The 18,566-nt window shown below is 71.4% G+C and carries 17 protein-coding genes; 9 read left to right on the top strand and 8 right to left on the bottom strand.

Annotation, left to right across the window (positions count from 1 at the left end; genetic code table 11):
* Window positions 1-360 precede the first annotated feature (360 nt).
* The gene (locus ABZZ79_RS33070; protein ID WP_356695140.1) at window positions 361-1,002 is read right to left on the bottom strand and encodes a DNA-3-methyladenine glycosylase; all 642 of its coding nucleotides are present in this window, start codon (window positions 1,000-1,002) and stop codon (window positions 361-363) included.
* 149 nt (window positions 1,003-1,151) lie between these two features.
* On the opposite strand from ABZZ79_RS33070, the gene ABZZ79_RS33065 reads away from it, so the two are divergent.
* The 3 genes from ABZZ79_RS33065 to ABZZ79_RS33055 all read left to right on the top strand — a co-directional run bounded on the left by ABZZ79_RS33065 (window position 1,152) and on the right by ABZZ79_RS33055 (window position 3,209).
* A complete protein-coding gene (locus tag ABZZ79_RS33065) occupies window positions 1,152-1,934 on the top strand; it encodes a sporulation protein (protein WP_356695138.1) in 783 nt (260 codons plus the stop codon).
* A gap of 41 nt (window positions 1,935-1,975) precedes the next feature.
* Window positions 1,976-2,515 carry a YbhB/YbcL family Raf kinase inhibitor-like protein gene (locus tag ABZZ79_RS33060; protein WP_356695136.1) on the top strand — a complete coding sequence of 180 codons (540 nt, stop codon included), beginning with the start codon at window positions 1,976-1,978 and terminating at the stop codon, window positions 2,513-2,515.
* A gap of 187 nt (window positions 2,516-2,702) precedes the next feature.
* Entirely contained in the window at window positions 2,703-3,209 is a 507-nt protein-coding gene (locus ABZZ79_RS33055) for an HNH endonuclease (RefSeq protein ID WP_356695134.1), read from the top strand.
* Window positions 3,210-3,398: 189 nt separating this feature from the next.
* On the opposite strand, the gene ABZZ79_RS33050 is transcribed toward ABZZ79_RS33055, so the two are convergent.
* From ABZZ79_RS33050 to ABZZ79_RS33040, 3 genes are all read right to left on the bottom strand, one after another.
* On the bottom strand, window positions 3,399-4,331 hold the full coding sequence (locus ABZZ79_RS33050) for an SPFH domain-containing protein (RefSeq protein WP_356695132.1): 933 nt from the start codon (window positions 4,329-4,331) through the stop codon (window positions 3,399-3,401).
* Window positions 4,332-4,472: 141 nt separating this feature from the next.
* Window positions 4,473-4,904, bottom strand: coding sequence for an NfeD family protein (locus tag ABZZ79_RS33045; RefSeq protein ID WP_356695130.1), 432 nt, complete (start codon window positions 4,902-4,904; stop codon window positions 4,473-4,475).
* An 82-nt stretch (window positions 4,905-4,986) separates the two neighbouring features.
* Window positions 4,987-5,784 carry an ABC transporter ATP-binding protein gene (locus ABZZ79_RS33040; RefSeq protein WP_356695128.1) on the bottom strand — a complete coding sequence of 266 codons (798 nt, stop codon included), beginning with the start codon at window positions 5,782-5,784 and terminating at the stop codon, window positions 4,987-4,989.
* A gap of 162 nt (window positions 5,785-5,946) precedes the next feature.
* On the opposite strand from ABZZ79_RS33040, the gene ABZZ79_RS33035 reads away from it, so the two are divergent.
* Window positions 5,947-6,735 carry a hypothetical protein gene (locus ABZZ79_RS33035; protein ID WP_356695126.1) on the top strand — a complete coding sequence of 263 codons (789 nt, stop codon included), beginning with the start codon at window positions 5,947-5,949 and terminating at the stop codon, window positions 6,733-6,735.
* 268 nt (window positions 6,736-7,003) lie between these two features.
* Here the strand turns inward: ABZZ79_RS33035 and chpE are convergent, their stop codons facing one another.
* The 3 genes from chpE to ABZZ79_RS33020 form a co-directional block, all read right to left on the bottom strand.
* Entirely contained in the window at window positions 7,004-7,246 is a 243-nt protein-coding gene (gene chpE / locus ABZZ79_RS33030) for a chaplin ChpE (RefSeq protein ID WP_356695124.1), read from the bottom strand.
* A 178-nt stretch (window positions 7,247-7,424) separates the two neighbouring features.
* Window positions 7,425-8,066, bottom strand: coding sequence for a response regulator transcription factor (locus ABZZ79_RS33025; protein ID WP_356695122.1), 642 nt, complete (start codon window positions 8,064-8,066; stop codon window positions 7,425-7,427).
* Complete coding sequence (locus ABZZ79_RS33020) at window positions 8,059-9,204, bottom strand: GAF domain-containing sensor histidine kinase (protein ID WP_356695120.1); 1,146 nt, start codon at window positions 9,202-9,204, stop codon at window positions 8,059-8,061. The genes ABZZ79_RS33025 and ABZZ79_RS33020 overlap by 8 nt, the downstream gene beginning before the upstream one ends.
* 185 nt (window positions 9,205-9,389) lie before the next feature.
* Between ABZZ79_RS33020 and ABZZ79_RS33015 the strand changes: the two genes are divergently transcribed.
* From ABZZ79_RS33015 to ABZZ79_RS33005, 3 genes are all read left to right on the top strand, one after another.
* A complete protein-coding gene (locus ABZZ79_RS33015; RefSeq protein WP_356695118.1) occupies window positions 9,390-10,088 on the top strand; it encodes an SDR family oxidoreductase in 699 nt (232 codons plus the stop codon).
* Window positions 10,085-11,200, top strand: a complete 1,116-nt coding sequence (locus tag ABZZ79_RS33010) for an S-adenosylmethionine:tRNA ribosyltransferase-isomerase (RefSeq protein ID WP_356695116.1) — start codon at window positions 10,085-10,087, stop codon at window positions 11,198-11,200. Before ABZZ79_RS33015 ends, ABZZ79_RS33010 begins: the two co-directional genes overlap by 4 nt.
* 320 nt (window positions 11,201-11,520) lie before the next feature.
* Window positions 11,521-12,315 (top strand): transglycosylase SLT domain-containing protein, encoded by a 795-nt coding sequence (locus ABZZ79_RS33005; RefSeq protein ID WP_356695114.1) that lies wholly within the window; start codon window positions 11,521-11,523, stop codon window positions 12,313-12,315.
* A gap of 86 nt (window positions 12,316-12,401) precedes the next feature.
* On the opposite strand, the gene ABZZ79_RS33000 is transcribed toward ABZZ79_RS33005, so the two are convergent.
* Window positions 12,402-14,915 carry an FHA domain-containing protein gene (locus ABZZ79_RS33000; protein WP_356695112.1) on the bottom strand — a complete coding sequence of 838 codons (2,514 nt, stop codon included), beginning with the start codon at window positions 14,913-14,915 and terminating at the stop codon, window positions 12,402-12,404.
* 243 nt (window positions 14,916-15,158) lie between these two features.
* Here ABZZ79_RS33000 and ABZZ79_RS32995 point away from each other — a divergent pair, with 243 nt between their 5' ends.
* Together ABZZ79_RS32995 and serB are read left to right on the top strand one after the other, a co-directional pair.
* The gene (locus ABZZ79_RS32995; RefSeq protein WP_356695110.1) at window positions 15,159-17,105 is read left to right on the top strand and encodes a streptophobe family protein; all 1,947 of its coding nucleotides are present in this window, start codon (window positions 15,159-15,161) and stop codon (window positions 17,103-17,105) included.
* 129 nt (window positions 17,106-17,234) lie between these two features.
* Window positions 17,235-18,443 (top strand): phosphoserine phosphatase SerB, encoded by a 1,209-nt coding sequence (gene serB, locus ABZZ79_RS32990; RefSeq protein WP_356695108.1) that lies wholly within the window; start codon window positions 17,235-17,237, stop codon window positions 18,441-18,443.
* The last annotated feature ends 123 nt before the right edge of the window (window positions 18,444-18,566 follow it).

Raw genomic sequence — 18,566 nt, 5'->3', positions numbered from 1 at the left:
AGTTCTCAAGGAACGGACGCTTCCTTTGTACTCACCCTCTCGGGCTTTCCTCCGGGCGCTTCCCTTCGGTCTTGCGTTTCCGACTCTATCAGATCCTTTTCTGATCCGATTCCCTGTCAGCGGGATTTGCCGTTGGCTTTCGGGCTTTTGCCCGGCGGCCTTTCGACATTCACTACGTTAGCTCATTCCCTGACCGACTCATAATCGAGTCCCGCGAGTTCGAATTCGGGCATGCGGGCATGCCGAAAACGTCCCGCCGAGGGGATGTCGTAGGTAGTGGTTTGGCCGCTTCCGGCTGCAGGCGAACGCCGTACCCGGTTCAAGCGGCTCGGGCCACATTACGCACCTCGCGAAGGCGAGTCAAGCTCGGCGCCGGCGGGGCACATGCGCGCGATAGGGGCTGACGGTCGGGTCGTCGGCGATCCAGAAGCGCCAGGGGTGGACGGCGCCGTCGCCGGAGACTCCGGTGCGGGGACCGTGGCGTACCTGGTCGCGGTCGACGGGCGCGCCGGGGAGCATGCGCAGCGGTGTGTCATCGGGTGTGCAGGCGTCGGTGCCGTCGAGGGAGCGGTCCACGTCCAGGGCGGTGGCGAGGCGGGCCGGGCCTTTGGCGAGTTCCTTGTCGTTGCGGGCCGAGAGTCGACGGGTGCGGGCCAGCTCGGCACCTTCGAGAATCTCGCCCGCGCGGAGCAGTACGGCGCTCGCCCGGCCTTCGGGGCCGCAGACGAGGTTCAAGCAGTGCCACATGCCGTAGGTGAAGTAGACGTACACATGGCCGGGCGGTCCGAACATCACGCTGTTGCGGGGTGTGCGGCCCCGGTAGGCGTGGGAGCCCGGGTCGTTCTGGCCGTCGTACGCCTCCACCTCTGTAAGACGGAGGGCGATCCGGCCGCCGGGGGTGGCGCGTACGAGGACACGGCCCAGGAGATCTGGGGCCACCTCGAGGACGGGGCGGTCGAAGAAGTCCCTGGGCAGGGGCGTACGGTCGGGGGGCGCGATCACGCCGTCCGAGAGTAGTGGAGGCGGGTCCGTGCGGCGGGGTGGTCAGGGGGCTTCCGGCTTGCCAGGGTGAGGGGGCGGAACCGGCCACGGCCGGTGCGCGTTTTCAGTGTCAAGGGGATCAAGGGTCCACTCGTCTTACAAGGAGAGTCATGGCGTTCAAGAAGCTGCTCGCGAGCCTGGGAGCCGGCGGCGCGTCGGTGGAGACGGTGCTGACCGAGGTCAACGTGGTGCCGGGCGGTGTCGTCCAGGGCGAGGTGCGCATCCAGGGCGGCTCCGTCAACCAGCAGATCGAGGGGCTCTCCGTCGGGCTCCAGGCGCAGGTCGAGGTCGAGGGCCAGGACCAGGAGTACAAGCAGAACATCGAGTTCACCAAGCTGCGGCTGGGCGGTGCCTTCGAGCTGCAGGCCGGCTCGGTGCACACGGTGCCGTTCGGGCTGGAGATCCCGTGGGAGACGCCGGTCACCACGATCGACGGCCAGCCACTGCGCGGCATGCACATCGGTGTCACGACCGAGCTGGCCATCGCGCGCGCGGTGGACTCGGGTGACCTGGACCCGATCAACGTGCACCCGCTGCCCGCGCAGAAGGCGATCCTGGACGCGTTCATCCAGCTCGGCTTCCGCTTCAAGAACGCGGACATGGAGCGCGGCCACATCCGCGGCACGCGTCAGAAGCTGCCGTTCTACCAGGAGATCGAGTTCCTCCCGCCGCAGCAGTACCGGGGGCTGAACCAGGTCGAGCTGAGCTTCGTCGCCGACGCGCAGGCCATGGACGTGGTGCTGGAGATGGACAAGAAGCCGGGTCTGTTCAGCGAGGGCAGCGACACCTTCCGCTCGTTCCAGGTGGGTCTGAACGACTACCAGGGAACCGACTGGACTGCGTACCTCAACCAGTGGCTGTCCGAGGTCGGCAGCAAGCGCAACTGGTTCTAGGCTCGGATCCGACTGAAGGAACCGATTCAGGAGGTACCGAGGTGACCGAGCTCAAGAGGCGGCCGCTCCCCCATGACTTCCACCCGCCCGTGCCGTCCTTCACGGTCACGAGCGAGGACGTCGAGGAGGGCGCGACCCTCAAGGACGCTCAGGTCCACGCGGCCGGCAACACGTCGCCGCAGCTGCGGTGGGAGGGCTTCCCGCCGCAGACCAAGAGCTTCGCCGTGACGTGTTACGACCCCGACGCGCCGACCGGCAGCGGGTTCTGGCACTGGTCCGTCTTCGACATCCCGGCCTCCGTGACGGAGCTGCCGACGGGTGCGGGCAGCGGCAAGTTCGAGGGGCTGCCGGAAGGCGCCGTACAGGTGCGCAACGACTACGGGACGAAGGACTTCGGTGGTGCGGCGCCACCGCCCGGGGACGGGCCGCACCGGTACGTGTTCACGGTGTACGCCGTCGATCAGGAGAAACTCGGTCCGGATGCGGATGCCTCGCCCGCCGCCGTCGGTTTCAATCTGCGGTTCCACGCGATCGCGCGTGCCCAGCTCGTCGCTGAGTACGAGGTGCCCGCCGAAGGCTGACGTTCATTGAACGTTTGCCCGTCCCTGGTCATGGAAGTGATCAGGGGCGGGCATTTTTGTTGCCGGGGGCCATGAGGGTCAGCCCTCGTGGAGCAGCAGATATTGCGTTGTCCATCTCGGCGTGCCCGGCCAGAGTTGTTCCCAGCCCGCCAGGGGGTGGGCCGGTGCACACGGGAGGTGGGCTGGTATGCGGGACACGCTGGTACTCAACGCGAGCTTCGAGCCGCTGTCGACGGTGACGTTGAACCGAGCCGTCGTTCTGGTGCTCCAGGACAAGGCCGTCGTCGAGCAGGCCCACCCCGAGCTGCGTATGCGGGGAGTCGCGGTCGACATACCCGCGCCCCGGGTGATCAGGCTGTGCAGGTACGTGAGGGTGCCCTTCCGAAGACAAGCTCCGTGGTCGAGGCGGGGTGTGCTGGTCAGGGACCGGCACAGGTGCGCGTACTGCGGGCGCAGGGCGACGACCGTGGACCACGTGGTGCCGCGGGCGCAGGGTGGGCGGGACACGTGGCTGAACACGGTGGCCTCGTGTGCGGAGGACAATCACCGCAAGGCGGACCGGACTCCCGAGCAGGCGGGGATGCCGTTGCTGAGGGAGCCGTTCGAGCCGACTCCTCAGGACGCGATGCTGCTGGCGCTGGGGGCCGAGGACTTTGCCGCGCTGCCTGACTGGCTTGCTCTGGACGCTGCCTGATCCAGCGGCTGTGGGCCTTGAACTGGTCCTCGGCCGCGGGTTGTTCGTGGCCTTTCGCGCAGTTCCCCGCGCCCCCGGAAGGGAACGTGGGGTCCAGGACCGGCCTTCGACCGCGGGTTGTTCATCGCCCTTTCGCGCAGTTCCCCGCGCCCCTTAGGGGGGTGGGGAACTGCGCGTTTTCCGGGAGGGTCAGTCGATCTTTGGCTTCTCGGTGCGTTCGGCGGCTGTTCCGTTCGTGGGCGAGGGGATCTGGGCGCCGAAGTTGCCCATGGCTCCGGACAGGCCCTTGAGGGCGTCGCCGATCTCGCTGGGGACGATCCAGAGCTTGTTGGCGTCGCCTTCGGCGAGCTTGGGGAGCATCTGGAGGTACTGGTAGCTGAGGAGCTTCTGGTCGGGGTCCCCGGCGTGGATGGCCTCGAAGACCGTACGCACGGCCTGGGCCTCGCCCTCGGCGCGCAGGGCGGCGGCCTTGGCCTCACCCTCGGCACGCAGGATCTGGGACTGCTTCTCGCCCTCGGCACGCAGGATCTCCGACTGGCGGACACCCTCGGCCTGGAGGATCGCGGCGCGCTTGTCCCGGTCGGCGCGCATCTGCTTCTCCATCGAGTCCTGGATGGAGGTGGGCGGTTCGATGGCCTTGAGCTCGACGCGGTTGACGCGGATGCCCCACTTGCCGGTGGCCTCGTCGAGAACGCCGCGCAGGGCCGCGTTGATCTCCTCGCGGGAGGTCAGGGTGCGCTCCAGGTCCATGCCGCCGATGATGTTGCGCAGCGTGGTGATGGTGAGCTGCTCGATCGCCTGGATGTAGCTGGCGACCTCGTACGTCGCGGCGCGGGCGTCGGTGACCTGGTAGTAGATGACCGTGTCGATGTTGACGACCAGGTTGTCCTGGGTGATCACCGGCTGCGGCGGGAACGGGACGACCTGTTCACGCAGGTCGATGCGGTTGCGGATGGTGTCGATGAACGGGACGACGATGTTGAGGCCCGCGTTCAGCGTGCGCGTGTAGCGGCCGAAGCGCTCGACGATGGCGGCGCTGGCCTGTGGGATGACCTGGATGGTCTTGATCAGGGCGATGAAGACCAACACCACCAGAATGATCAGGACGATGATGATCGCCATCGAAGTTCCCCGTACCTCTCTCCGCTTCGGCGCTTTGGGCAGATCTTATGTTTGTCGAAGATCTTGCTGGTCGAGTCTGTCAGAACGTCGGCTGCCCCGTGGGGCGTTCGGTCCAGTTGCGCCGCACCATGGCTGACAAGCTCACATGACGATCGCCGTGGCGCCTTCGATGTCCACCACGTCGACCTCCGCGCCGATGTCGAAGGCGCGGTCGGTGTCGAGGGATCGGGCCGACCAGACCTCGCCGGCCAGCTTGATCCGGCCGCCGGAGGAGTCGACGCGTTCGAGGACGACGGCTTGCCTGCCTTTCAACGCCTCCACTCCGGTGATTAGTTGGGGACGTTGGTTGCGGTGCCGGTTCGCGATGGGCCGTACGACGGCGATGAGCGCGACCGAGACGACGGCGAAGGCGAGGACCTGAAGGACGACGTCGCCGCCGAGGCCGGCCACGACGGCCGCGGCGACTGCACCCACCGCGAGCATGCCGAGTTCCGGCATGGCGGTGATGACGAGCGGGATTCCGAGCGCGGTCGCGCCGATGAGCCACCACACCCAGGCATCGATGTCGTTCACAAGGTCATGGTAGGTCCGCGCCGCGGTCGCCGACAGGGCGCGACGGGGTGTGAACGGTATTGCCCCGTGGGCCTGTTGGCGATCAGGACAGCGGCAGGCCCTGGGCGGTCCAGCGGTCGCCGACCTGCTCGACGACGAGCGGGAGGCCGAAGCAGAGGGAGAGGTTGCGGGAGGTGAGCTCCAGCTCCAGCGGGCCGGCGGCGAGGACCTTGCCCTGGCGGATCATCAGGACGTGGGTGAAGCCGGGGGCGATCTCCTCGACGTGGTGCGTCACCATGATCATGGAGGGGGCGATCGGGTCACGGGCGAGGCGGCCGAGGCGTCGGACCAGGTCCTCGCGGCCGCCGAGGTCGAGGCCGGCGGCGGGCTCGTCGAGGAGGAGCAGCTCGGGATCGGTCATCAGGGCGCGGGCGATCAGGGTGCGCTTGCGCTCGCCCTCGGAGAGGGTGCCGAACTTCCGCTCCAGGTAGTCGCTCATGCCGAGGCGGTCGAGGAAAGCGCGGGCGCGCTGCTCGTCGACCTCGTCGTAGTCCTCCTGCCAGGTGGCGGTCATGCCGTACGCGGCGGTGAGGACGGTCTCCAGGACGGACTGGCGCTTGGGGAGCTTGTCGGCCATCGCGATGCCGGCCACGCCGATGCGGGGGCGCAGCTCGAAGACGTCCGTGCCGGGCTTGCCGAGGGTCTCGCCGAGGATGGTGGCGGTGCCGTTGCTGGGGTAGAGGTAGCTGGACGCGACATTCAGGAGGGTGGTCTTGCCGGCGCCGTTGGGGCCGAGGATGACCCAGCGCTCGCCCTCCTTGACCGACCAGGAGACCTGGTCCACCAGAGCCCGGCCCTCACGGACCACGGATACGTCCTGAAGCTCCAGAACATCGCTCATGAGCGCGTTGTCTCCCCTTGCAGTGTGGCCGGTCTCGGCTGTCGCGTTCGCCTGTGGGCTCGGTCCGCCGCGCGGTGGGCGCAGCCCTCAAGGAAATCTACGCCACCGGTCGGGCGGGCTGTTCCATCGGTCCGGTGCTTGGGCGTTCCTTAGGGTGGAGGCATGCTTTCGGAACCGCGCTCTGGTCGCCTTGCCGCTTGGGGAAATGCCCTTCTTGCCGGACTTGTCTCGCCGGATGACGCCGTGCTGGCGATCGTCGGCACGGATGCCGTGCACCGGGTGGAGGGGTTGCCGGGCGAATCGGCGCCCGTCGGGCTGACGCTCGCGCTGGGTGCGCTGCGGGGTCTGGGGGTGCGGGGGCTGCGGGTGGCGCTGCCCGCGCCGGGGCATCCGCTGGGGTTGAGCGGGCCGCCGGAGTTCAATACGCGGGCACTGGAGGCGGAGGAGGCCGTCGTCTGTCACGGGGCGGCGCTGGGGCTGGTGCCGGAGGTGTACGAGGCCGGGCCCGCGGGTGATGTGCATGTCGAGGTGACGTGGCGCTGTCTGCCCGTGCGGGAGGCCCCGCCGGCCGATGTGCCGTCGCTGGCCGAGGCGGAGCGGGAGCTGGCGGAGGCCCTGCGGGAAGCGACGGAGGTGCTGACGCGGCTGGATGTCGCCGGGTCGGGGCCGGTGGCCGCGGCCGCGCTCGACGCGTATCGGGCGCGGGCCGAGCGGGGGCGGGAGGTGTTGGCGCCCGGGTATCCGCCTCGGGCGGTGCGGGTGCTGGAGCTGGCGCAGCGGGTGGGGTTGCTGGTGTCGCTCGCGTACGAGAACGGGCACGGGGGTGCGGTGAGCGCGTCCGAGATGGCCGCTCGGGGGGCGGCGTTGCGGCCGGTCGAGCGGACGGGGCGGCGGGCTCAGGTGGCCGCGTACAACGCGTATGTGGAGGAGCGGGAGCGGGGGGTGCGCTGAGGGTCGGCCGTGCGGGGAGGGCGTTGCGGCTGAGGGCGGGGCGGTTGCGCAACTCGGCGCGACGAGGTGCCGCCGTGCCCACCCGCGCCGCCCCTGGCGGCACGCATGCCCGCGGCTCATGGGGCACGGGGAACTGCGCGGGGGGCCGACGATGCCCCGCAGGCAGGCGAGGGCGGCGGCAAGCCCCGCGGCTCATGGGGCGCCGGTTACGGACGGCGGGCCCCTCTCGTCGCCCGTGACGGGAGGGGCCCTGCTCAGCCGACGGCGGTCAGCTGTTGACGCCGAGGTTGCCGAACGCCGGGTTCAGCACGCCGATGACGTTCACGCTGTTGCCGACCACGTTGACCGGGACGTGCACCGGGGCCTGGACGAGGTTGCCCGAGAGGACACCCGGAGAGTGCTCGGCCGTTCCGTGGGCGTGTGCGTCGGTGGCGGAGGCCATCCCGGCTCCGGCGGCCACCAGACCACCGGCCACCATCGTCACGGCCGCTGCCTTCTTCAGGTTCATCACTTCTCAAGCCCTCCTTGCGGTCGCCGCGGCAGTCGCCGCGGCACGCACTGGAGAACGCCGGCGCCCCCCGGAGGATGCGCCATCCGGGTGATATTCCCACGACGGTATGAATCTCAGACCGGAGGGGAACGCTCCGAATTGCCGTCCGGAACGCACACGTCCGCTCAGGACCCGGCCGTCAACCCGCCATTCCGTGGCGTACCGCCCACAGCGCCGCCTGCGTACGGTCCGCCACGTCGAGCTTCATCAGGATGTTCGAGACGTGGGTCTTGACCGTCTTCTCGGAGAGCACCAGGGCGCGGGCGATCTCCCGGTTGGAGCGGCCGTCCGCTATCAGGCCCAGCACCTCCCGCTCCCGTTCGGTGAGCGAGCCGCCTCTCCCCTGGCCCGAGTTGACCTCCTCCTGGGACAGCAGGGCGTCGGCGACCTCGGGCTGGAGCAGGATGTGGCCCGCGTGGACGGAGCGGATGGCGCCGGCCAGGGCGTCGGGGTCGATGTCCTTGTAGACGTATCCGGCGGCGCCCGCGCGCAGGGCCGGGACCACCGTGCGCTGCTCGGTGAAGCTGGTGACGATCAGCACGCGCGCGGGGTTGGCCAGCTCGCGCAGCCGGCGCAGTGCCTCGACGCCGTCCATGCCCGGCATCTTCACGTCCATGAGGACGACGTCGGGCCGCAGTTCCTCGGCGCGGGCGACGCCCTCCTCGCCGTCGGCGGCCTCACCGACGACCTCGATGTCGTCCTGCACCTCCAGGAAGGTGCGCAGGCCCCGGCGGACCACCTGGTGGTCGTCCACGAGCAGCACCTTGATCGGGTCAGCCACCGGGGACCTCCATCTCGACCGTGGTGCCCTTGCCGGGCGCCGATTCCACCGACAGGCCGCCGCCGACCCCGCTCGCGCGGTCCCGCATGGAGACCAGGCCGAGGTGGCGTCCCGCGCGTCGGACCGTCCGGGGGTCGAAGCCGCTGCCGTCGTCCGTGACGCGCAGGACGGCGCCGCCGTCGCGGCGGTCGAGGGTGATGTCGACGTGCTCGGCCCCCGAGTGCCGCAGCGCGTTGTGCAGGGCCTCCTGGGCCACGCGCAGCAGGGCCTCCTCCTGGGCGGCGGGCAGGGCCCGTACGCCCTGGCTCGCGAAGGTCACGCGCGCGTGGTGGGCGCGGTCCAGGACCTGGGCCTGGTTGCGCAGGGTGGCGACGAGGCCGTCCTCGTCGAGGGCGGCGGGCCGCAGCTCGACGACGGCGGCGCGCAGTTCGTCGGCTGCCTCGGCGGCCAGGGCGGCCACCTGCTGGAGCTCGCCCTTGGCGCGGGCGGGGTCGCGGTCGACGAGCGCGGCGGCGGCCTGGGCGGTCAGGCGCAGGGAGAACAGCTTCTGGGCGACGGCGTCGTGCAGCTCGTGGGCGAGGCGGGAGCGCTCCTCGGCGATGGTCAGTTCGCGGCTGCGCTCGTACAGGCGGGCGTTGGTGAGGGCGATGGCGGCGTGCTGGGCGAGGAGGGCGAGGAGGTCCTCGTCCTCCTCGGTGAAGCCGCAGTCGCCGTCTGGTTTCGTGCAGTTCTTGTTGGCCAGGAAGAGGGCGCCGATGATCTCGTCGCCGTCGCGGATGGGCAGGCCGAGGAAGTCCGAGAGGTCGGGGTGCGCGGCGGGCCAGCCCTCGAAGCGGGGGTCCTTGCGGACGTCGGCGAGGCGCTCGGGCCTGGCCTCGTGCAGCATCGCCGCGAGGATGCCGTGCTGGCGGGGCAGCGGGCCGATGGCCCTCCACTGCTCCTCGCTGACGCCGTCGACGACGAACTGGGCGAAGCCGCCGTGGTCGTCGGGGACGCCCAGTGCGGCGTACCGCGCGTCGAGCAGCTCGCGGGCGGAGGCGACGATCGTCTTGAGGACGTCGCGCACCTCCAGGTGCCTGCTCATGGCGAGCAGCGCGGAGCTGACCGCGGCGAGGCCGGACCGGGGACCTTGACTCATGCCCTCACGGTACCGGCGGGGTGTGACAGTGAGGATCCGACCGGTGACGGCTCTCGCCTAGGGCGGCGGTCCTAGGGCGAAGGGCCCTGCCCGCTTGCTGCCGGCGTCCGAGGCGGCCGGGCCGGTCCCCTTCCTACGTTGAGGTGGTCGCCGGTCGGCGGCGGCCGGAACGAGGGAGACGGGTCATGCCGGTAGCGATCATCACGGGAGCCTCGAAGGGGCTCGGGCGGGCGCTCGCCGGGGCGCTGGCCGGGCGGGGCTGGGATCTGGTGCTGGACGCGCGTGACGCGGGGCGGCTGAAGGAGGCGGCGGACGCGGTGTCGGCGCACGGCACGCGCGTGACGGCGCTGTCCGGGGACGTCACGGACGAGCGGCACCGCGCGGAGCTGGTGGCGGCGGCCTGGCGGCTGGGCGGCGTCGATCTGCTGGTGAACAACGCGGGGACGCTGGGTGTGGTGCCGCTGGTGTCGCTGGAGGCGCATCCCCTGGACGCGTTCCGGGCGGCGCTGGAGGTCAATGTGGTGGCTCCGCTGGCCCTGGTGCAGGAGGCGCTGCCGCTGCTGCGGCAGGCGGCGGCCGGGGCGGTGGTGAACCTGAGCTCGGACGCGGCCGTGGAGGCGTACCGGACGTGGGGCGGGTACGGGGCGACGAAGGCGGCCCTGGACCAGTTGTCGGCGGTGCTGGCGGTGGAGGAGCCGGACCTGCGGGTGTGGTGGGTGGACCCGGGCGGCATGCGCACGGACATGCTGGCCGCGGCCGAGCCCGGTGAGGACCTGTCGGGGACGCCGGAGCCGGAGGAGGTCGCGCCCGGGTTCGTGCGGCTGCTGGAGGAGCGACCGCCGAGCGGCCGGTTCACCGTACGGGCCCTGCTGGGGTCGCGATGAGCGTCGCCCCTGGGGTCTCCCGGAGCGTGCTGGGGCGTGTGCGGGTCCCGACGGAGCTGTCCGCGCGGGTGCCGGCCGAGCAGCGTGGTCCGGGCCTGGACCGGGACGCCGTACGCCTGCTGGTGTCGCGGGGGTGCGCGGTGGCGCATCACGCGTTCGCGGAGCTGCCGCGGCTGCTGCGGGCCGGGGATCTGCTGGTGGTCAACACCTCGCCGACGCTCGCGGCGGCGGTGGACGGGTGGGTCGGGCACGCGCGTGTGGTGGTGCACTTCTCCACGCGCGGGGACGACGGGCGGTGGGCGGTCGAGCTGCGGGACCCGGACGGACGGGGCTCCACGCGCGCGCGTACGGGCAGGCGGGCGGGGACTGAGGTGGAGCTGCCGGGCGGGGTCCGGCTGGTGCTGGAGGCGCCGCTGAGCGAGCGCGGTGAGCGGCTGTGGTGGGCGCGGTCCTCCGATCCGGATGTGGCGGGGCTGCTGGGCGCGCACGGGCGGCCCATTCGCTACTCCTACACGGAGCGGGATCAGCCGCTGTCGGTCTACCAGACGGTGTTCGCGCTGCCTTCGCCGGACGGGGCGGGCAGCGCGGAGATGCCGAGCGCGGCGCGGCCCTTCACCGCGCGGCTGGTGGCGGAGCTGGTGAGCCGGGGGGTGCAGTTCGCTCCGGTGAGGCTGCACACGGGGGTGGCGTCGGCGGAGGCGCACGAGCCGCCGTATCCGGAGCGGTTCGTGGTGCCGGGGGCGTCGGCGCGGCTGATCAACGCGGCACGGGCCGGTGACGGGCGGGTGATCGCGGTGGGCACGACGGCGGTGCGTGCCGTGGAGTCGGCGGCGGGGCCGGACGGGGTGGTGCGGGCGGCGGAGGGGTGGACCGATCTGGTGGTCACGCCCGAGCGCGGGGTGCGGGTGGTGGACGGGCTGCTGACCGGGCTGCACGAGCCGGAGGCCTCGCATCTGCTGATGCTGGAGGCGGTGGCGGGGCGGGCGGCGGTCGGCCGGGCGTACGACGAGGCGGTGCGCGAGCGCTACCTGTGGCACGAGTTCGGCGACGTCCATCTCCTCCTTGCGGAGGAGACCGCTCACACAGAGCGTTGCTGCGGCAACTCGCGGTGAGTCCACCGCGCCCGCGATGTGAACCGGCGCATAGGACGCACGTCACGTACGAAGGGCCATAGGAGACAGGCACGCCCGCCCCAACGGGAAAGACGTTCCAGTCTGTCCGGATTTGCCCCTCCCGGCTCCACTATCGAGGATCGTACGTCACACCTTTGCCTGGCCATTTTGCGGCCGCTAAGAATGGCAGCCGTCGCTCAGCGCCGCGGGTCTCACGGCCCGTGGCGTTCGTGTGGGAAGCATCCGCGTCCCCGCCGGACGAAACGGTTCCCCCGCCGGACACGAGCGACCTCCGCGCTATTCGAAGAGGTCCACCAGCCATGCCCAAGCACATCCTGAATCCCGGCCGCGGTCGCGCGCTGACCAAGTCCCACAAGCTCGCGCTCGCCGGTGTCTCCGCTCTCGGTGCCGCCGCGCTCGCCTTCTCCGTGGTGCCCGCGAACGCGGAGACCACCACGGCCGAGGCCCCCGCGGCGCCCGTGGCGTACGAGGCCGGGAAGGTGACCGAGGTCAAGGCGTCCCTCACCGACCGGCTCGCCGCGGCCTCCGTGAAGGTCGAGGCCATCGAGGCCCAGCAGAAGGCCGCCGCGAAGGCCGCCGCCCAGAAGAAGGCCGCTGCCGAGGCGAAGCAGAAGGCCGCGGCCGAGGCCAAGCGCAAGGCGGCGGCGAAGGCCGCCGCCAAGAAGGCCGCCGAGAAGGCCGCCGCGAAGGCCGCCGAGGAGCGCGCCGCGAAGAAGGCCGCGAGCCGGTCCGCGCAGCGCCCGCAGGTCAAGAAGGTCGTCGCGAAGACCTACGCCGACAACCTGCACGGCTGGATCAGCCACGCGCTGGACATCATGCACGACAAGGGCATCCCGGGTACCTACGACGGTCTGCACCGCAACATCATGCGGGAGTCCTCGGGCAACCCGAACGCGATCAACAACTGGGACATCAACGCCCAGAACGGTGTCCCGTCGATCGGTCTGCTCCAGATCATCAAGCCGACCTTCGACGCGTACCACGTCCCCGGCACCGCCTGGAGCCAGTACGACCCGGTCGCCAACCTCACCGCGGCCGCCAACTACGCGGCCGACCGGTACGGCTCGATCGACAACGTCAACAGCGCGTACTGAGGCCTGGCGCGGACCTCGTACCCATGGACGCCGAAGGGCGGCACCCTCCTGACGGGGTGCCGCCCTTCGGGGTCGTACGGACCCGGTTACTTGCGCATGACCTCGGGCTCGTGGCGGCGCAGGAAGCGGGCCACGAAGAAGCCGCAGATCACGCCGAGGGCGAGCAGAGCGACCATGTCCATGCCCCAGGCGCCGACGGTGTGCTCCCACAGCGGGTCGGTGTCGACGCCCTCCTCGGGCGGGCTGATCTTGTTGAAGTCCAGCGTGGCGCCCGCGGCGGCCACCGCCCAGCGCGACGGCATCAGGTACGAGAACTGGTTGACGCCGACCGTGCCGTTCAGGGCGAAGAGGCAGCCGGTGAAGACGACCTGGATGATCGCGAACATGACCAGCAGCGGCATGGTCTTCTCGGCGGTCTTCACCAGCGAGGAGATGATCAGACCGAACATCATCGAGGTGAAGCCCAGGGCCATGATCGGCACGGACAGCTCGATCATGGTGGCGCTGCCGAGGACGAGGCCCTCCTCGGGGATCTCACGGCTGGAGAAGCCGATGACCCCCACCAGCAGGCCCTGGAACACCGTGATCATGCCGAGCACGAACACCTTCGACATCAGGTACGCCGAACGGGACAGGCCGGTCGCGCGCTCCCGTTCGTAGATCACCCGTTCCTTGATCAGCTCGCGGACGGAGTTCGCCGCGCCCGCGAAGCAGGCGCCGACCGCGAGGATCAGCAGCACGGTGGTGGCCGTGCCGTTCGGGATGACCCGGCCCGCCTGGTTGGGCGGGTTCGGCAGCAGACCGCGGTCGGGGTCGATGAGCAGGCTCACAGCGCCGAGGACGGCCGGCAGGATCACCATCAGGGCGAGGAAGCCCTTGTCGGAGGCGATCACCGAGGTGTAGCGGCGCACCAGCGTGACGAACTGCGACATCCAGCCCTGCGGCTTCGGCGGCTTCATCGCCTGCATGGCCGGCATCGGTACGGCCTGCGGGGCGACGGCGTCGATGTCCGCGGCGTACATCTGGTAGTGCTGCGAGCCCTTCCAGCGGCCCGCCCAGTCGTAGTCGCGGTAGTTCTCGAAGGCGGAGAAGACATCGGCCCAGGTGTCGTAGCCGAAGAAGTTCAGCGCCTCCTCCGGCGGGCCGAAGTAGGCGACCGAGCCGCCCGGGGCCATCACCAGGAGCTTGTCGCAGATCGCCAGCTCGGCCACCGAGTGGGTGACGACGAGGACCGTACGGCCGTCGTCCGCGAGGCCGCGCAGCAGCTGCATGACATCGCGGTCCATGCCCGGGTCGAGGCCCGAGGTGGGCTCGTCCAGGAAGATCAGCGACGGCTTGGTCAGCAGTTCCAGGGCGACCGAGACGCGCTTGCGCTGGCCGCCGGACAGGGAGGTGACCTTCTTGTCCTTGTGGATGTCGAGCTTGAGCTCGCGCAGCACCTCGTTGATGCGGGCCTCGCGCTCGGCGGCCGTGGTGTCGGCCGGGAAGCGCAGCTTGGCGGCGTACTTGAGGGCCTTCTTGACGGTCAGCTCCTTGTGCAGGATGTCGTCCTGCGGGACCAGACCGATGCGCTGGCGCAGCTCGGCGAACTGCTTGTAGAGGTTCCGGTTGTCGTAGAGCACCTCGCCCTGGTTGGCGGGCCGGTAACCGGTGAGCGCCTTGAGCAGGGTGGACTTGCCGGAACCGGACGGTCCGATGACCGCGATCAGCGACTTCTCCGGGACGCCGAAGGAGACGTCCTTGAGGATCTGCTTGCCGCCGTCGACCGTGACGGTCAGGTGACGGGCGGAGAAGGAGACCTCACCGGTGTCGACGAACTCCTCAAGGCGGTCGCCGACGATACGGAACGTCGAGTGGCCGACGCCGACGATGTCGGCCGGGCCGAGCAGCGTGGTGCCGCCCTTGGCGATCGGCTGACCGTTGACGTAGGTGCCGTTGTGCGAACCGAGGTCGCGGATCTCCATGCGGCCGTCGGGCGTGGAGTGGAACTCCGCGTGGTGACGGGAGACCTGAAGGTCCGAGACGACCAGGTCGTTCTCCAGCGAACGGCCGATGCGCATCACGCGGCCGAGCGAGAACTGGTGGAACGTCGTCGGGCTGCGGTCGCCGTAGACCGGCGCCCCCGGGCCCGCGGCCGGGCCGCCCTGCTGCTGCGGGATGTTCCCGGCGGGCGGCTGCTGCCAGCCGGCCTGCGGGGCCTGCTGCTGAGGCGCCGGCTGCTGCGGGGCCTGCTGGGCCCAGCCGGGGCCGGCGCCCTGTGCGGCGTACGGCTGCTGCGGCTGCCCCTGCGGTGTGGTCACGCCGGCCGGCGCGCCACTCAGGCCGACCTTCGGTCCGTCGGTCGCGTTGCCCAGGTGCAGCGCGGTGCCCGGGCCGATCTCCAGCTGATGGATCCGCTGCCCCTGCACGAACGTGCCGTTGGTGCTGCCGTGGTCCTCGACGACCCAACTGCGGCCGTTGAAGCTGACCGTGGCGTGTCGCCAGGAGACCCTGGCGTCGTCGAACACGACGTCTCCCTGCGGATCGCGTCCGAGCGTGTAGGACCGGGACGGATCCAACGTCCAGGTCCGTCCGTTTGTTTCCAGTACGAGTTCCGGCACTCCATGCCCCACTGAGTTGTCCCCCGAGTTACCCCCATCGCAGGGAGTCTAGGGATGTCGAACATCGGGGGGAACTATTTCAGTAGCGGCCCCCTGACCGAAAGTCGGGCCTTGTAAAGACCGCGCACGGGCGCACCGAGGCTTTGTCGTTGACGGGGGTTGAAACCTGCGCGGAGAGTGGTATTCCACGCGAGGGGGACATGCGCGGCATCCACGCCGCTTCGCGGATCGGGGGGGTCTGCCATGAATGCCGGAACCGCGCAGTCGAACGCCAAGGTGCCCTGGATCGATGTGCTGCTGGCCGCGATCGCCGCTGTGAGCTGGGCGTTGATCGGCATGGCGGGCACCGCCGCGCTGGGGCTGCATCTGCTCGGGGCCGACAGGGCGGGCGAACTGGGGCCGATGACGGCGGCGGTCGTGGCGCTCGGGGCGGGTGGTGCGGTGACCCCGTCCGGCGATGTGTCCGCGTTCGGGCTCCAGGGCGCCCAGGCCACCACGGCCATCGAGATCACGCCACTGGGCGTCGGCCTGGTCGGGGCGCTCCTGCTGGCGTGGTTCTTCCTACGGTCCCTGCGGGCGGCCGGACTTGTCGTCCCGCCGGCCGAACTGCTCGCCCGCGCGGGCGCGGTGGTCGCGCTGTTCGTGGCGATGCTGAGCGGGCTGGCCTGGGCGGGCCACGATGTGATCACGATCGACGGCGGCGCCCTGGGACTGGACCGGCTGCCCGGCACGGGGGGCTCCGACGGCGGCTCCGGCGGCCTGGAGATCCCGGGCCTCGGCGACGTCGGGGACATCGGGGGCATCGGGGACATCGGCGGGCTGCTGCCGGACCGGGTGGGCGACCTCGTCGACGCCGAGGCCGCCGTCGGGTTCACCGTCGACACCTCGCCCACGCTGCTGCGCGGTGCCCTCTGGGTCGCGTGCGTGCTGGTCATCGCGCTGCTGGCCTCGCGCCGCACTCCCCTGCCGGCCCGGCTGGACGCCCTGCACCGAGTCGTCCGGCCGGCCGTCTCCGCCCTGGTGACCGTGCTGCTGCTGGCCGTGGCCGCGGGGTGGGCCGCCGCCGGGTACGCCGCCTTCGGCGACGACCATCCCCGGCGCATCGTGGGCGCGGCCCTGCTCGGCGCGCCGAACGGGGTGTGGCTGGGGGTGCCCGTCGGGCTCTTCGTGCCGTTCGACGGAGCGGCCACGGGCCCGCTGGCCGGCTTCCTGCCGTATCCGCTCGACGATCTCCTCGTCGACTCCGACCGCGCGGTGACGCTGGCGCGGCTGGCCGAGCTGGACCGGCGGGTGTGGCTGCTGGGCGTGGCCGCGGCCGCGGGGATGCTGCTGGCGGGGGTGCTGGTGGCGGCGCGGACGCCGGTGGCGGGGCCCGGCGGCGGCGCGGGTGCCGGGGGCGTACCGGGTGCGGGTACGGGCCCTGCCCCTGGTGCCGTACCGGCGTCCCGGGCCACGGGGGCGCGTGGCGGCGGTGTGCTGCGTTTCGCCGGGGTGTGCGCGCTGCGGCTGGGGGTCGTGACCGCGTCGGCTCTGCCGCTGCTGGTCTGGCTGGTGGAGGTCTCCGTGGATGCCTCGCTGTCCGTGCTCGGGGTCGACGCGTTCGGCTCCGGGGTGCGGTTGCGGGCGCGGCCCGATGTGGCCCTGATGCTGGGCGCGGTGTGGGGCGCGGGCGCGGGGGCCGCCGGAGGGCTGCTGGCGTGGGTGTGCGGGGTGGCCGGGAGGCGGGTCGCGCCGCTGGCACTGGGTGACGCGGCGGGTGCCGGTGCTCTCGCGGGTGCGCAGGGCTCGTCGGGGCCCTACACGCCCGGCACGCCGTACCGGCCGCCGAACCCGCACACCAACCCGTACCTGCGGCTGCCGGAGGGCGGGCGGGAGCCGGAAGGCGGGCGGGAGCCGGCGGATGCCCGGCCGGGCTCGGTGGTCCGGCCGGAGGCCGTCAGCGGGGGCGCGGGCGAGCCCGGTGCCCCGGACGGCGGGTCGGCGGACAACCGGGGCGGTGCGTATTCGGACGACTCGTCCGGCGACCTTTCCGGCGCACCGACCATGCTCAGGCCCTTCGGGCCGCCGCCCTCACGGGCGCCGGGCCGGGATCCGAATGCCCGGCCGCCCGGGAAACGGCCTCCGACCTCGCCCGAGGAAGGGCCGCCGCCTCCGCCCGGCCCGCCGCGGCCGCCCCGGGGAGGGCGCTGAGCTGCGCCGGTAACGGGGCCACCGTCTCGGCGCCCGGGACACGCCATCGGGTGGACACACAGAGTTCCCTGTCCGCCTGGCGGACCCGCCGGGCGTACGGCACTGGGTGCCGGATACGGTGGGAACACCATGAGTGCTTCGCAGACCTCTGACGTCCCCACCCTCCTTGTCAAGATCTTCGGCAAGGACAGGCCGGGCATCACAGCCGGACTCTTCGACACCCTCGCCGCCTACTCGGTCGACGTGGTCGACATCGAGCAGGTCGTCACCCGTGGCCGGATGGTGCTGTGCGCACTCGTCACCGAGCCGCCGCCCGGCACGGAGGGCGACCTGCGGGCGACCGTGCACAGCTGGGCCGAGTCGATGAAGATGCAGGCGGAGATCATCTCCGGCCTCGGCGACAACCGTCCTCGCGGGCTCGGCCGGTCCCTGGTGACCGTGCTGGGACACCCGCTGACCGCGGAGGCGACCTCCGCCATCGCCGCGAGGATCACCAACGTCGGCGCCAACATCGACCGTATCTTCCGGCTCGCCAAGTACCCCGTGACCGCCGTGGAGTTCGCGGTCTCCGGCGTGGAGACCGAGCCGCTGCGCACCGCGCTGGTGACCGAGGCCGCCGTGCTCGGCGTCGACGTCGCGGTCGTCGCGGCGGGGCTGCACCGCCGCGCCCAGCGGCTGGTGGTCATGGACGTCGACTCCACGCTCATCCAGGACGAGGTGATCGAGCTCTTCGCCGCGCACGCCGGGTGCGAGGACAAGGTCGCCGAGGTGACCGCGGCCGCGATGCGCGGTGAGCTGGACTTCGAGCAGTCGCTCCACGCGCGCGTGGAGCTGCTGGCGGGGCTGGACGCCTCGGTGGTGGACAAGGTGCGCGCCGAGGTGCGGCTGACCCCGGGCGCGCGCACCCTGATCCGCACCCTGAAGCGGCTCGGCTACCAGGTGGGTGTCGTCTCCGGCGGTTTCACCCAGGTCACCGACGACCTCAGGGAGCGGCTGGGACTGGACTTCGCCCAGGCCAACACCCTGGAGATCGTCGACGGCCGACTCACCGGCAGGGTCACCGGCGAGATCGTGGACCGCGCGGGCAAGGCGCGGCTGCTGCGCCGGTTCGCCGCGGAGGCGGGGGTTCCGCTGTCGCAGACCGTGGCGATCGGCGACGGCGCCAACGACCTGGACATGCTCAACGCGGCCGGGCTCGGGGTCGCCTTCAACGCCAAGCCCGTGGTGCGCGAGGCGGCCCACACGGCGGTGAACGTGCCGTTCCTGGACGCCGTCCTGTATCTGCTCGGCATCACCCGCGAAGAGGTCGAGGCGGCGGACACGCACGGGGCGGAGTGAGCCCGCGGGCGCCTGCCCCGTTGCCGGTCGTGGGCGTCACGGGTCCCGCTGTGCGGGTCGTCGGCCTCACGACGACCCGGTTCGCCGACCTCGGCGTCCCGGCACGCCCGGATCGGCGGGTGG

This window comes from Streptomyces sp. NPDC006458 (assembly GCF_040612135.1).
Lineage (GTDB): Bacteria > Actinomycetota > Actinomycetes > Streptomycetales > Streptomycetaceae > Streptomyces.
This window is presented reverse-complemented; position numbering and strand designations above follow the sequence as displayed.